Origin of the sequence: Rhodococcus sp. WB1, assembly GCF_001700945.1 — a bacterium.
GTDB lineage: Bacteria > Actinomycetota > Actinomycetes > Mycobacteriales > Mycobacteriaceae > Rhodococcus > Rhodococcus aetherivorans.
On record NZ_CP015529.1, the window covers coordinates 5054073 to 5067264 of the forward strand.

Annotated in this window: 10 protein-coding genes and 1 pseudogene; 1 reads left to right on the forward strand and 10 read right to left on the reverse strand. The window is 67.5% G+C overall.

Going from position 1 to position 13192, the window contains the following annotated elements; genetic code table 11:
* Positions 1–168: 168 nt before the first annotated feature.
* The 7 genes and pseudogenes from A4U64_RS22640 to A4U64_RS22665 form a co-directional block, all read right to left on the reverse strand.
* Positions 169–1365 (reverse strand): TetR/AcrR family transcriptional regulator, encoded by a 1197-nt coding sequence (locus A4U64_RS22640; protein ID WP_065923151.1) that lies wholly within the window; start codon positions 1363–1365, stop codon positions 169–171.
* 851 nt (positions 1366–2216) lie between these two features.
* Positions 2217–2600, reverse strand: coding sequence for a Zn-ribbon domain-containing OB-fold protein (locus A4U64_RS22645; RefSeq protein ID WP_050034420.1), 384 nt, complete (start codon positions 2598–2600; stop codon positions 2217–2219).
* Complete coding sequence (locus A4U64_RS22650) at positions 2597–3286, reverse strand: alpha/beta fold hydrolase (protein WP_232334129.1); 690 nt, start codon at positions 3284–3286, stop codon at positions 2597–2599. Before A4U64_RS22650 ends, A4U64_RS22645 begins: the two co-directional genes overlap by 4 nt.
* A 908-nt stretch (positions 3287–4194) precedes the next feature.
* Positions 4195–6348: an ATP-binding protein gene (locus A4U64_RS22655; protein ID WP_423815967.1), complete on the reverse strand. Its 2154-nt coding sequence runs from the start codon at positions 6346–6348 to the stop codon at positions 4195–4197.
* 366 nt (positions 6349–6714) lie between these two features.
* Positions 6715–7479 (reverse strand): annotated as a pseudogene (locus tag A4U64_RS29260) (serine/threonine-protein kinase); the annotation flags it as partial.
* 201 nt (positions 7480–7680) lie between these two features.
* On the reverse strand, positions 7681–7863 hold the full coding sequence (locus tag A4U64_RS22660) for a hypothetical protein (protein WP_065923154.1): 183 nt from the start codon (positions 7861–7863) through the stop codon (positions 7681–7683).
* Between the two features lie 379 nt (positions 7864–8242).
* Positions 8243–8818, reverse strand: coding sequence for an HhH-GPD-type base excision DNA repair protein (locus A4U64_RS22665; RefSeq protein ID WP_050036244.1), 576 nt, complete (start codon positions 8816–8818; stop codon positions 8243–8245).
* Between the two features lie 240 nt (positions 8819–9058).
* On the opposite strand from A4U64_RS22665, the gene A4U64_RS22670 reads away from it, so the two are divergent.
* On the forward strand, positions 9059–10237 hold the full coding sequence (locus A4U64_RS22670; protein WP_198163333.1) for a carboxymuconolactone decarboxylase family protein: 1179 nt from the start codon (positions 9059–9061) through the stop codon (positions 10235–10237).
* Between the two features lie 24 nt (positions 10238–10261).
* Here the strand turns inward: A4U64_RS22670 and A4U64_RS28315 are convergent, their stop codons facing one another.
* The 3 genes from A4U64_RS28315 to A4U64_RS22680 all read right to left on the reverse strand — a co-directional run bounded on the left by A4U64_RS28315 (position 10262) and on the right by A4U64_RS22680 (position 12893).
* The gene (locus tag A4U64_RS28315) at positions 10262–10414 is read right to left on the reverse strand and encodes a hypothetical protein (protein WP_157127598.1); all 153 of its coding nucleotides are present in this window, start codon (positions 10412–10414) and stop codon (positions 10262–10264) included.
* Between the two features lie 60 nt (positions 10415–10474).
* On the reverse strand, positions 10475–11164 hold the full coding sequence (locus A4U64_RS22675; RefSeq protein ID WP_065923156.1) for a ZIP family metal transporter: 690 nt from the start codon (positions 11162–11164) through the stop codon (positions 10475–10477).
* Between the two features lie 112 nt (positions 11165–11276).
* Positions 11277–12893, reverse strand: a complete 1617-nt coding sequence (locus A4U64_RS22680) for an MFS transporter (protein ID WP_065923157.1) — start codon at positions 12891–12893, stop codon at positions 11277–11279.
* Positions 12894–13192: the final 299 nt, after the last annotated feature.

The window sequence follows — 13192 nt, forward strand, 5'->3', positions numbered from 1 at the left end:
AGCTCGTCCGCCGGCCCGCAGAACTCGAGTGCGATGTAGTCCGTGACGATGGGTCACCTCGGTGCCGTCAGCGGTTTCGTCGTTCCGGTGCGATGCCGGTCAACCCAGTGCGCAGAGTGAGGGCCTATGACAACTGATCTGTCCAACGACCATGTGGGTGCGGGTCGCCTACTGGTGTCCCGACGGAACCGCCGGACCGGCAAGCCCCAGGACGGCCCGGCCCACACGGTTCAGCTGGTTCCCCACATCCCCGGGTTCCCCACGAAGCTGTCTCCGCATCCGGTTGATGACGGACTGAGCGGTCCGTGCCAGAGCCTCGGCCTCCGCCGCCGCGAGATCGGGGCGAACCCGGATCAACAGCGCAACCCATTCGCTGGCGTAGTCGTGCTGAAGGCGCCGGATAGCGGCACGCTCGTCCGCCGGTACGTTGACGACTTCGGTGAGCAATGCACTCAACGCGTCTCCGTGTTCGACGTTGATCCGAACGAAGGACGTCAGCGCAGAGTCGAGGGCGCGGGCGGGATCATCCGTAGCCGACAACGCCCCGGAGACATCGAAGTACAGCGCGTCGAGACAACGGGTGATCACCGTGACGAGGATCGCCGACTTCCCGGAAAAATGATGGTAGAGAGTCGGTCCGGTAATCCCTGCCGCAGCGCCGATGTCGTCCATCCCCACGGCCTGATAACCACGTTCGGCGAACAAGGTCACCGCCGCCTCGAGGATCGCTTCCCGGCGCGATGCCGGCATGATCCGACCGCGCGCACCACCACGCGCGGTTGCTCGTTCGACAACGCCTAGGTCCGTCATCTCGCACACCGCCGAAGCGGCCTTGGTCATCAGCATTCGTGCTCGACCAGAATCGAGTTTGTTTCGGCTGAACAACCGATTGCTGCTCAGTACGGCATGAGCGCCCGCTACCAGCAGCTCTACCGCAGGTCCGGCGAGACCGGGCCTGGCCGTCTGTATCGCCTCGTGCAGCGGGGCGATCGCCTTCTGGTAGCGGTCGCGTAGTTCAGCGCTCACTGACGGTTCGAGGTACGCCTGATTTCGTTCCCACAGCGCGCTTGGGCGATTCTGTGCCAGCGACTTACCCGCGGCGTACTCCAGCAACTCCTGGAGCCCCGGTTGTGGTGCACCATAGGCCGCCTCGAGTCCCTCGATCTCGAATTCCACCGCAGCAGCAAGAAGATCCTGCTTACCTCGGAAATGGCGATACAACGCCGGGCCGGTAATACCGACATCGGCCGCGATTTCCGCAATCGCGGCATCATGAAAGCCCCGCCGCTCGAACTGCTTCGCCGCAGCCGCAACGATGAGTTGCTTGCGGTTTCGTGGCCGACGCTGTACGGCAACCTCGGTCATGCTCCGCTCCTCTCATCCAGGCGCTGCACTCGAGGAATCCCACGGCGCCGTGCACCCCGGGTACTTGCCCCCAGCTCCGCCGACCCTCCAGCAACCGAAACCGTCGTCTTTCACCGTCATGTTAGCAGCTGTTCGGGACTATTCCGGATGCCAGGACCGCGCCAGCCGGGAGCCTCCAGGTACGTCGTCCCGAGATCGACGTATGAACCAGCACCATGCGGCATCGCTGTGCCACCCCAGGGTCGGCTTCGACGGGCCGCTCGATGAAGCCGACGCGGACTGCGGCCGGCTCGAGCGACGAGATCGGGTCAACGAGACGGAGGACACGCAGAGGATGCCTCGCAGACCCGGCGAATGCCCCGCGGAAGTCCGTTCAGAGCGTCACCGACATTCCTGACGGGCCTTCCGCGGCCGCGGCACGGACTCTCGCCGCGGCAGAGTTGACGATGAGGTCGCCGTACGTCTGGGATACCGCGGGGCCGGATTCGTTCGATTGCTCGGATCTCGCGTAGTTGGCGTACCTGCTCGGCAAGTCCGGATCTCGGTTCCAGAGCAGGGCCACTCCACCGGAACATTCACGATGGCGATGAGAACGAATATCGGTCGGCCGCCATGTCCGGACTGTCGGCACCACGCCCACGGCGCCCGTACCTTCATACCCGCGTGTGCTTTTCGCTCCGGAAAGGGAATTGCTGCGACCAACGGCCGAGGCGATGCGTGTCCGATCCGGGTCGACCACCAGTCAGGAAAGGGGAAGCAACGACACGGGCTTCGGCGAAAAATGTCCACCTTTGGTCCTGCTCCCATTGTTGTTTTCCAGCAGTGTTTTCAGGCTGAGCCGGAAGCGGCCGTCACAAGCAATCGCGGGGTGCGAAGACCGGGAATCTCTCGCCTGGCTGCGTGTACCGGAACCGCACCCGCACCGGCCGATCGGAAGAGACCGGAACGTCGCCGTCGATCCACGAATAGACCCAGGGACCCTCGTCGAGTGCGACGATGGCGATGATCGACGGGCAGGGCGCGCCGCACACCGGGTCGGGGGTGCGATCGACGACCCGGCACGAGACGATCACTCCCGCGCCGGCCGAGGAGATGGGTTCGAGAGTGCGGGCGCCGCACGAGGGACAGCACCCGGTCAGGGGTGCGAGCACCGCGGCGCAGCCCTGGCACTTCCAGATGACGAGTTTGCCGAATCGGGTGGTCTCGCGCCCGCGACGGGCGAGACCGGCGCTCACGACGCCACCTCGGTGTGGAGCCGGTCCAAGGCGGTGCGCATCGTGTGCCCGAAACACTCCGGGTCGGTGATCGGCCACCCGTGTCCGCCCGCGACGGTGAACACCGGCGGTCCCCCCAGGCCCGCGCGGAGCGATTCGACGCTCGCCCACGGGACCAGGCGGTCGCCCCGGCTCCACACCAGCGCTACCGGTAGACGTCGTTGCGCGAGCCGGTGCAGCTCAGCGGTCAGGTCCCCACCCCGGGCGGTGGGGTCCGTGCTCCCCACGCTTCCCGGATCACCGACGTCGTGGCGACTGGTAGTGGTGGGACGAGTCCGTGTGGTCGAGGCGAGCATCCGCAGCGACAGCGCGTCCCCCAGAGCCTCAGCGCCCCGCTCCCACAGGGGTCCGTCACCGAGCGGGGGCGTCGCACCATTGACGTCCGGCCACGCTCCTGCCCCGACGGAATTGACGAGAACCAGTCGCACTATCCGATCCGGCAGATCATGGGCGGCCCGGATCGCCAGCGCCCCGCCGAACGAGTGCCCGACCAAGGTCACCGGACCGAGTCCGGCAGCGCCGAGAAACCGTCCGAGCCAGGCGGCGCAGTCCGCCACGGTCCGCTTGTCGAGTGGACGGTCCGGCACTCCGGCAAACCCGGGGATCGCCGGGGCGTAGACCCGACAGCTCCGGGCCAGCTGGGCCAAGGCGTGACGGTAGATCCAGGGCGTCAATCCCCATCCGGGAACGAAGACCACCGGCGATCCCCGCCCGAGAACGCCGCACACCTCCGCCCGGTCGTCGACGCGAACAGTGGACCAGTGGATCGCTGTGTGGTGACCGTGGGCTCGGGTCACCGGAGATCGGTGTCGGTAGGGCATCGGATGGACCTTCGGTCGAGCTGGTGAGACATGTCACACCATGGCCCGCCTGTCGCGGCCAGGCGACGGCCGTAATACCTAGCGACATACCTATTTTTTCAGAGGAAGGAAACTGGTCGGTACGAAACGAAGGCCGACGGCCGCACCCCGACATACCTTTTCGCACCGCCCGATCGTCACTAGGGGCGGAGTCATCGGACTCCGTGTCCGCCAAAGTGACGATTGTCGCGACATGACCAACACCGAAAGCGATTATTTCACAGCACTATTCTGTGTCGATTGCAATCATTCACGACAGTGGGGGTGCAAAGTTCACCGTCGAATGCTGCAGAAGTTGCCGCTCACACATCCCTTCCGCGGCACAGGCCGGTGCATACCGATCGGTCCTTACAAAAGCCGGGAAGCGGGGTGTCCGGGACTGTCAGGTACTACCGGGCCGCCCACGCAACGCACCTGCGAGTTCCGCGACTTCCTCGAGACTGGGCGAGTACTCCGACCCGGAAAGAAGTTGTATGTGGTGATCAACGACTTCAGTGTGAGGCTCCGCGCTCCTTCGCGCTGGACGGACCTGTTCACCGAGGCCATGCGGACCACACGCCGCCATCGCTCCTACACGCTGGCGAAACCCCGCGCCGATCTGAAGACGAATTGTCCCGCCCCAACGATCCTGGACCGTTTGACATCCTCCCCGGCCTGAAGGCCGAGGATTCCTACCAGCGCCAGTGGCGCTCTCCTTAGTCGTGCGTCTGCTCGGTAACCCAAGCCGCGACCTGGGCCCGGGAGGTGAATCCGAGTTTGGCCAGGATGTGCTCCACATGGCCTTGTGCCGTGCGAGGGGAGATCACCAGGCGACGGGCGATGGCCTGATTCGTCAGGCCTTCGCCGATCAGGTCGGCGACTTGGCGTTCCCTCTTGGTCAGTCGCGCCGACGCCTCGGTGCCGGGCGGGGAGTCGACTGGCGGGTGCTCGCGCAAGGCGTAGGCGATGGCCGCGTCGAAGCCGAATTGCTCACCTTGGCGGTAGGCCGCGCTGAAGGCGTCGCCCCCGAGCTTCTGCCGGGTCTTGCGGGCACATTCTTCGTGGTAAGCAACCAGATGGGAGTGAATGATCGGGGAACTGCCGATCGCCTGCGCCAACCCGTCCGCAGCTCCCATCAGAACCGCAGCCCGACGTGCATCGCGTTGGTCGACGCTGATCCAGGCCAGCGCCTCGAGGGAGGCTGCAACGATGTGGGGACTACGCACCTGCCGGGACAGCTCCAGTGATTCCTCGAGAAACTGCGCCGAACGACTTGTATTACCCTGCTGCCACAGGATAATTCCCAAGGCCCACAGCGCATACGATCGATGCACCGTCTCGCCGTGCGTTGTCGTGATCGCGAGGACCCGCTCATGGCATTCGAGTGCCTCCTCTCTCAGGCCGGACAGCCCATAGGCCGTCCCGAGTGCCGTCAGCGCAGTCACCTCGAGCGTCCGATCGCCGCGTTCACTGAACTGTGCAAGTGCGGATTCGAGGTGAGAACGGGCATGTTCGAAATCACCGCTGAGGAGTCCGAGCCTTCCGTCGGCGAAGGAAACCAACGCGCGCACCAGGGGGTCGGTGGTCTGCGCGGCGAGCGTGCGCGCGTGCTCGACGAGTGTGGTCCCGGCGTGGAAGTCGCCCTGGACGTTGGCCATTACGCTGGCACAGTAGAGCGCCCTGGCCCGTTCGAGGATGGGTGGGCCGTCCTGGCGGGCGAGCAGTTGGTCGTACCAGCGCCGCCCCTCGTTGTAGAGGCTCTGAGAGCTCCAGAACGAGAACAGTGCGGCAGCGATGCGCAGTCCGGCGACGGGATCGTCCTTGACGCAGAAGTCCAGTGCCTCGCGAATGTTCGGTTGTTCCCGCTTCAGGCGGGCGATCCAGTCGAGCTGGCGGGCGCTGATCCACTCGGCCTCCGCGGCGCACGCCAACGCCTCGTACCAGTCCCGGTGCCGGCGACGCACGGTAATGTCCTCGCCGGACTGCTCGAGCTTCTCGACGCCGTAGTCGCGCAGCGTCTCGAGCATCCGGAACCGCACCACCGACCCGGCCTCCTCCCGGATCAGGATCGACTTGTCCACCAGGGCGGTCAGGGTGTCGAGCACCTCGCCCGCGGCCATATCTGCACCGCACACCTGCTCCGCGGCGTCGAGGTCGAAGCTGCCCGCGAACACCGCCACCCGACCCCACACCCGTTGCTCGACGGCGGTGCACAACTCGAAACTCCAGTCGATACACCACCGCAGCGTCTGTTGCCGCGTCGGCGCACCCCGGCTGCCGCGGGTGAGCAGGGTGTAGCGGTCGGTGAGCCGCTCGAGGATCTGCTCGGGGGAGAGCGCCCGCAGCCGGGCCGCGGCCAGCTCGATCGGCAGGGGCAACCCGTCGAGCCGGTGGCAGATCCGTGCCACCGTCGCCGCGTTGTCCTCGGTGAGCGCGAAACCGGGCACGGCGGCCGCGGCGCGTTCGGTGAACATTTTCACCGCCTCGTATCGGGGCAACGTCCGCATCGAGGGCGGCTGCTGTGGATCCGGGACCGTCAGCGGGGGGACGGCGAGCACCGCCTCTCCGCCGAGGACCAGGGGTTCGCGGCTGGTGGCCAGGATCCGCAGCCGAGGACACGTTCGCAGCAGCAGGTCGGCGAGGTCGGCGACCGCGTCGATCAGGTGCTCGCAGTTGTCGAGCACCACCAGCACCTGCCGCGGGGCGAGGAATTCGAGCAGCACCTCCTGCATCGGCCGCGCCGACTGGTCCCGCAGCCCCACTGCGGCGGCCACCGCGTCGAGCAGCGACGCGCGGTCGTGCAGCTCCCCGAGTTCGACCAGGCGCACCCCTTGGGCGTAGTCGCGCTGCACCGCCGCGGCGACGCGCATCGCCAGGCGGGTCTTGCCGACTCCGCCGATTCCGGTCAACGTCACCAGCCGGGAGCCGGCCAGCAGGTTCTTCGCCTCGGTGAGCTCGTGCCGGCGGCCGACGAAACTGGTCCGCTCCAAGGGCAGACTGCCGGTGGTGCCCGGTATGGCGGGTGCCGTGGTCCGGCGTCGGCCGCTCGGCACCGGCCCGGGGTCCCCGGCCTCCGAGTCGACCTCGGCCTCTGCGTCGGGTTCGGCGCGTAGGGCCATGTCGTCGACCGGGAGGTCGTGGTTGCGTTGCAGCTGCTGCAATTGGGTCCCGAAGGCGGCGGCGGTGGCCGGACGCCGACCGGGCTGGCGGGCCATCGCCCGGGCGATCGTGTCGGCCACGTCGTCGGGGATCCCGTGCTCGCGCAGATCCGGCACCGGTTGCGTGGTGATCCGCAGGAACTGCGCGACCACCTGCTCCCCGCTGCGGCGTTCGAACGCGGCGTGGCCGGTCAGCGCACTGAACACGGTGGCGCCCAGACCGTAGACGTCGGCGGCCGGACTCGGTGGATCCCCGGCCAGCACCTCCGGCGCGGTGTAGGCGGGCGATCCGGTGACGGCACCGGTGGCGGTCTCGAAACCCCCGGCGATGTGCGCGATGCCGAAGTCGGCCAGTTGCGGTTCGCCGTACTCGGTGAGCAGGATGTTCGCCGGTTTGACGTCGCGGTGCACGATGCCGAGCCGGTGCGCGGTCTCGAGCGCCCCGGCCATCTTCACCCCGAGCCGCAGGGCCTGATCCAGCGGCAGCGGCCCGTGCCGGTGGATTCGCGCATCGAGGGAACCCTGCGGGTGGTACGGCATCACCAGGTAGGGCCGGCCGCTGTCGGTGGTGCCGACCTGCAGAATGGGGACGATGTTCGGGTGCCCGGTCAGCCGCCCCATCGCCCGCTGCTCCCGGAGGAACCGTGCCCGGTTCTCCTCGTCGAGGTCGACGGTGAGTACCTTCACCGCCACCGTGCGATCCAGGTCCGCCTGGGTGCAGAGGTAGACCACGCCGAACCCGCCGCGGCCGATCTCTCCGACCTCGTCGAACCCGGCGTCGGCCAACTCCGCGGCGGGGGCCGGCGGGTACCGCTGCGTATCGAACCGATCCCGGTCACCCATCGGTACGAGCTACTCACTCCGTCGACTCGCTACTCCCGTGCACCGGTCCCGACGGCACGACCAGCGCACGTTCCTCCATGACCCCACCTGGTGAGGCGTGGCCTCAGGATATCGCCGTATGCGGTCGACGTGGCCTTCGACCGCTCCGGAACTGCAAGACGAGGCTCAGCCCGTTGCGGACACCCGGTGCAGCTGCGGCAGTCATCCGCTTCGACCGACGCCCTCCAAGTGCACCAGGTTCTCGCCGAGGCCTTCGGTGAGCATCTCGGCGGCGGCGGTGACCTGGGCGACGGTGACCTCGAGATGCCGGCAGCCGGCGAGGACCTGCTCGAGCCCGCTCTGCTCGTCGGCGGTCAGGCCATCGGAGCGCAGCCTCGAAAACACGATCCGCCGGACCTTCGGCGCCGACCTTCCGAGCGGGGCGGCTCCGACCTTACGCCGTGGCCGTAGGTAGTCGCGGACGGTGGCGCAGCTCCGGCGATACTCCAATGTCCGACGTTCCTCGGAGACAGCAGAAGTGGAGACTTATCCGTAGTTGAGCCCACGCACGGAGACATCCGGCGAACTCGTCCCGCAGGCTGGGACGGCCGGCACGGCGATGACGAAGCGGAATCCACGGAGACAATCGGATCTTCCGGTAACCGGCGCCGGTGCGCCGAACCCGCCATTACCAATCGGCCACTCACATTCGTTGTTGCCGCGACATGGTGGGTGTCCATGTGGGTGCCGCTCCCCATAGACGCCGATCGCGCTCTAGCGCGGCTCACTTCTTCTTCGCGGCCGCCTTCGACGCCTTCTTGAACTCCCGGACCTCCTGCAGGGTCTGCGCGTCGACGACGTCGGCGATGGACCGCCGCGACCCGTCCTCGCCGTACTCCCCCGCGGCCTCCCGCCAGCCCTCCGGCCGCACCCCGATCTGCTTGCCCAGCAGAGCCAGGAAGATCCGGGCCTTCTGGTCGCCGTAGCCGGGCAGGGCCTTCAGGCGCTTCAGCACCTCCTTGCCGTCGGGGTCGCCGCTCGTCCACAGTGCTGCCGCGTCGCCGTCGTAGCGGTCCGTGACCTCGGCGCACAGCGCCTGGATCCGCTCGGCCATCGATCCGGGAAACCGGTGCACGGCCGGCGGCCGGGCGCAGATCGCGGCGAACTCGTCCGGATCGGCGTCGGCAATGCGGTGCACGTCCAGACCACCGAGGCGGTCGGCGAGCTTCTTCGGTCCCGCGAACGCGGTCTCCATCGGAACCTGCTGATCGAGGAGCATCCCGATGAGCAGGGCGAGCGGATCGGCGGCGAGCAACGCATCGGCGTCGGCATCACCCACGAGGTTCAACGTCGGTGCCATGGCCACGATCATGGCATCCGCGGCGGGCATGGGCCGAGGAGGCACTCCGCTTCGGTCGGTCATGTGAGTCAGGCCGCAGCCTGGGGCGGAGGGCGTGTTCGGCGGCGTAACGCCGGGCCGACGAACTCCTCGACCTTCGCCGGCGTGCGCGGACCTGGTACCGCGGTCGGTGTCGGCGGTACGATTCGCCTCGTGACGTCCTCGCCCGGGACAATCGCTCAGGCGCTGCACGGATCGTCCGTGGACATGGTGACCCTGCAACGCCGATACGGTGCGCAGTTTGCAATGGTCCGGAAGGTTCTCGGCGTAGCGCCGAATGCCGCCGCGTATTTGGAGATCTGGCCGATCGGGATGCGCACGTACAACGTGCTCGTACCCAACTTCCTCAACCTGCCCTTCCTGCTGTTCGGTTTCGGACCCCCCAAGGCGACGGTCGGCCTCGCCATGTACACGGCCAGCCGCGCAGCGGGGTGCGCATACTGCGCATCACACTGCTGCGCGTTCGCGCTCCGGCGTGGGGCCGACGAGGGTGATCTTGTGCGGATCGTGGGCCGGGGGCCGGCGTCGGGTGGCTACAGCAGTGCCGAGCGGTCCGCGCTCGACGTCGCGGAGGGACTCGGACGCGTTCCCGGGTCGCTGACCCCGGCGCAGCGGGATGCGCTGCGCGATTCCTTTTCTCCGGCGGACGCGGAGTGGTTGGTGCTCGCAGTCGCGGTGATGGGCTTCTTGAACAAATTCAATGACACTGTGGGCATTCCGCTCGAAGAGAGCATGCTGGCCCTCGCCGACGAGGTGATCGGTCCGACGGGCTGGACGGCCGGAAAACACCTGCCGATACCGGCAGCCACCGTAACGCCGACCAAGCCGCAACCGGACAGGTTTGTGGACCTGCTCGCCTTGTTGCCGGTCTTGCCGTCGGTGATCCGCGCCGACAAGCACTGGACGTCCGGTGTGCCACACAGTTGGCCGGCAGTCGGGATTCATCTCCGCCAGCGGACGGGCCACGACTTCCCGATCCTGGCGCACCTGTCACACGGCCGGGCGATTCGCGCACTCGCCGCCGTCCTCGGTGCCAACACCGACCCGAAGCAGAGCCGGCTCGGGTTGCGCGCGAAGCACCTGGCCGGTCTCGTGTACGCGAACGCAGTCGAAGACGAGGCGCTCGCGAAATCGGCGCGCAATCTGGCCGAATATGCCGGCGCAACCACTTCACAGCTCGCCGGGAGCCGCGCCGGGCTCGACGTGCACACCGACACGGCCCTCGCCTACGCCGAGGCCGCATCGAGCAGCCCCGCGCAGATCACCCCGGAGGTCGTCGCCGCTGCCACGAAGGAACTTGCGCCGCCGGAGATTATCGAACTGACGGTGTGGATTTCCGTGATGCAGCTCCTGCACCGGCTGCACGCCTTCTACGAGTGAGTTCTTCCACTTCCGCGCCGCGGCTCAACGCATGCTCTCGTGTTCGGCGTCGAGGTAGTCGAGCATCGGGGTCGGGGCGGGCAGCGTGCGGCGGCAGCCGGTGAGCCCGGCGACCGGCGGCCCGCCCGCCGCGAGGTGCGTGCCGTCGCGCAACGGCCACCGCCGACGTCGTGCCACACGTTCCTCTACCTTGCTCGCCGGCGGTGAAACGGACGGGTTCGGATGCCGGCGTCGACGTCACCCGCCCAGAGCGGACGCGACGAGGAATCCGAGGGCGGTGGATATTCCCACCCACCAGCCACCTTCCCGGTATGCCTCCGGCATCAGGGAATCGGCGAGGACCGCGATCGTCGCGCCACCGGCGAAGGCCTGGATGAGCGAGATCCCCGCGGGGGGCAGCGAGTCGGCATACGCCGTCGCGACGACCACCACGACCACCAGCAGCGCCGCCGTGATGCCCCAGATGAGCACGGCCTTCCGCCGGTCGAAGTTCGAGCGCATCGACGCGGCACCGGCGACCGCCTCGGGCACGTTGCCGACGGCGATGGCGACCAGCAGTACCATCCCGCCGGCACCGGCACCGCCGAGTGTCACCCCGAGGGCGGCGTTCTCCGGGATCCCGTCGAGCAACGCCCCGAGCATCAGCGCCCACCCCAATGCAGCGGCGCCGAGCCGGCGCTCGATCAACCGGTCGGCGACGACGTACACCACGGCACCGAGCAGCAGCGCGCCGCCTGCGGACCACAGGCCCTGGTCCGCGAAGGCGGGCGCGAACAATTCGGTGGACACCGCGGAGACCATGGCTCCGGCACCGAACGCCATCAGGGCCGCAAGCAGCGGACGGGGCAGGTCGTACCGGAGCCCCATCAGGGCACCGGCGAACAGCGGCACCGCGGTACCCAGGCCGTACCAGAAAGCTGTCAGCACCGTGCCACTCTACGGCAGAACGTGGCGTCCGCCCGGCCGGCGCCGGGTGGGCGCGTCCGACACGAAAACCGTTGAACACCAACGGTTACGTACCATTTCGCCGGAAACCCGACTACGGCGCGTATTCTGCCCCATCAGGCCCTTCGCCGGGGCTCTTCGGTGTGGGTTCCGGTATGCGCATCATGCGGAACGAGTTGAACACCCCGATGAGACCGGCGAGGAGGGGAATGAGCAGTGCCACCTGTAGGGCGAGCGGTCGTGCGTCGGTGTTGATACGGATGATCTCGTCTTGAAACTCCGGGGGTTCGCCGGCGAGCAGCTGTTCGAGCTGGGTGTTGCTCATGACTTCGGCGTCGTCCTCGAGGACCTGCGCCACCTGCTGTTGCTCTGCCTGCGGGAGCACGGTGCTCGATTCCGCCATTGCGGTGAAGGTGAGGGACAGCGTTGCCAGCATGATGGCGCCGGCGAACGCCAGCCCGAACGACAACCCGAACGATCCTGCCGCAGAATTGACGCCGGCGGCTTCGCTGATCCGCTCCTCCTCGATCGGGGCGAGTGTGTAGTTGTTGAGTTGAGAGACCAACAACCCCAATCCCGATCCGGCAATCACCAGGGGGATCACGAGGCCCCAGCCGAACTCCGCCCGCGGCACGATCGGGATCAGCGCCACGATCCCGATCGTGAGGAGAACGAATCCCCACCGGATGATGCCGCTCGGGCGGCGATCACTCGCCTTCTTCCCTGCGAGCAACGCCACTGCGAACATGCTGAGCGACAGCGGTGCGAGGGACAGGCCCGCCTGCAGCGCGTTGTACTCGAGCACCATCTGCAGGTAGATCGGCAGCGCGATCATCGTGCCGCCGAGCGCAATCTGCTGGAGCATCTGCCCGGAGATCCCCAGCTTGAAGATCTTGGAGCGGAACAAATCCGGGTCCAGCAGCGCCGGCTCGCCTCGACGTTTGCGCCGCACGAGCCAGTAGGCCAGCACAGCCAGCGCAATCGCACCGACCACCAGGAGCGCACCAACGGCTTCGCCGCCCTCCTGCCACACCAGGATTCCCAGCACGATCCCGCCCATGCCCAGAACGGAAAGTACCGCACCAATCAGGTCAACGCCCCGAGGTCCGGTGTACGGCACATCGTGGACGAGCCTGATACCGGACAGCACGACCCCGATGATGACGACCTCGAGCACAAACCCGACGCGCCACGACAGGTAGGTGGTGATGAAGCCTCCCAGCAGCGGTCCGACGGCAGCGGCAATCGCAGCCGCCGCCCCGACCAGCGCGTAGACCTTCTTCTGCGCCTCCCCCTCGAAATTGCCGTGGATGAGAGACTGCATGGCGGGCAACAGGAGTGACGCGCCGATCCCACCGAGTACGGCCCAGAAGACGACGATCACGGTCAGGCTCTGCGCGAACGCCATCGCCGACGCACCGACTGCGTAACCGAGCAGGCCGAGCACGTACGCACGCTTGCGTCCGATGAGATCACCGACCTTGCCACCGATCAGGATGAATGCCGCAGAAACCAACGCCTCGAGCGCGATCGCAGCCTGCACGCCGCTGACCGTCGTGCCGAGGTCGCGAACCACCGATGAGATCGAGACGTTCATCAGCGATGTGTCGACGACGAGCACGAACATCGCCATCGCCAGCAGTAGGGCGAGCAGGCGCTGCGGGCCCGCTGCCTTCTCGGAGGGATCGCTGGCCGTTGGTCTCTCGATCACCGGACACCCATCGTCCCGGCAGTGGTGACGTTCCCCCGGCCGTCCGTTTCGGCACGGGAGTGTGTCGACCGGCCGATCGCTCGCCCGCGGATACCCGCGGCATCAGCCCGGGTGGGCGATCGGCGGCGGGCAGCCTCTGACATCACGGCCACCTCCTGGGTGTACGCCCGCCCATCTTCAGCTCCTCGGCCCGGCACGGGAGGGGATGGCCGGGAGCACGACGTCAATCCCGTGACACGAGTGTCTCACGTGCGAGGCGACCTATCCAGAGCGCACGAGCCGGCCATGCGACGGCGGTC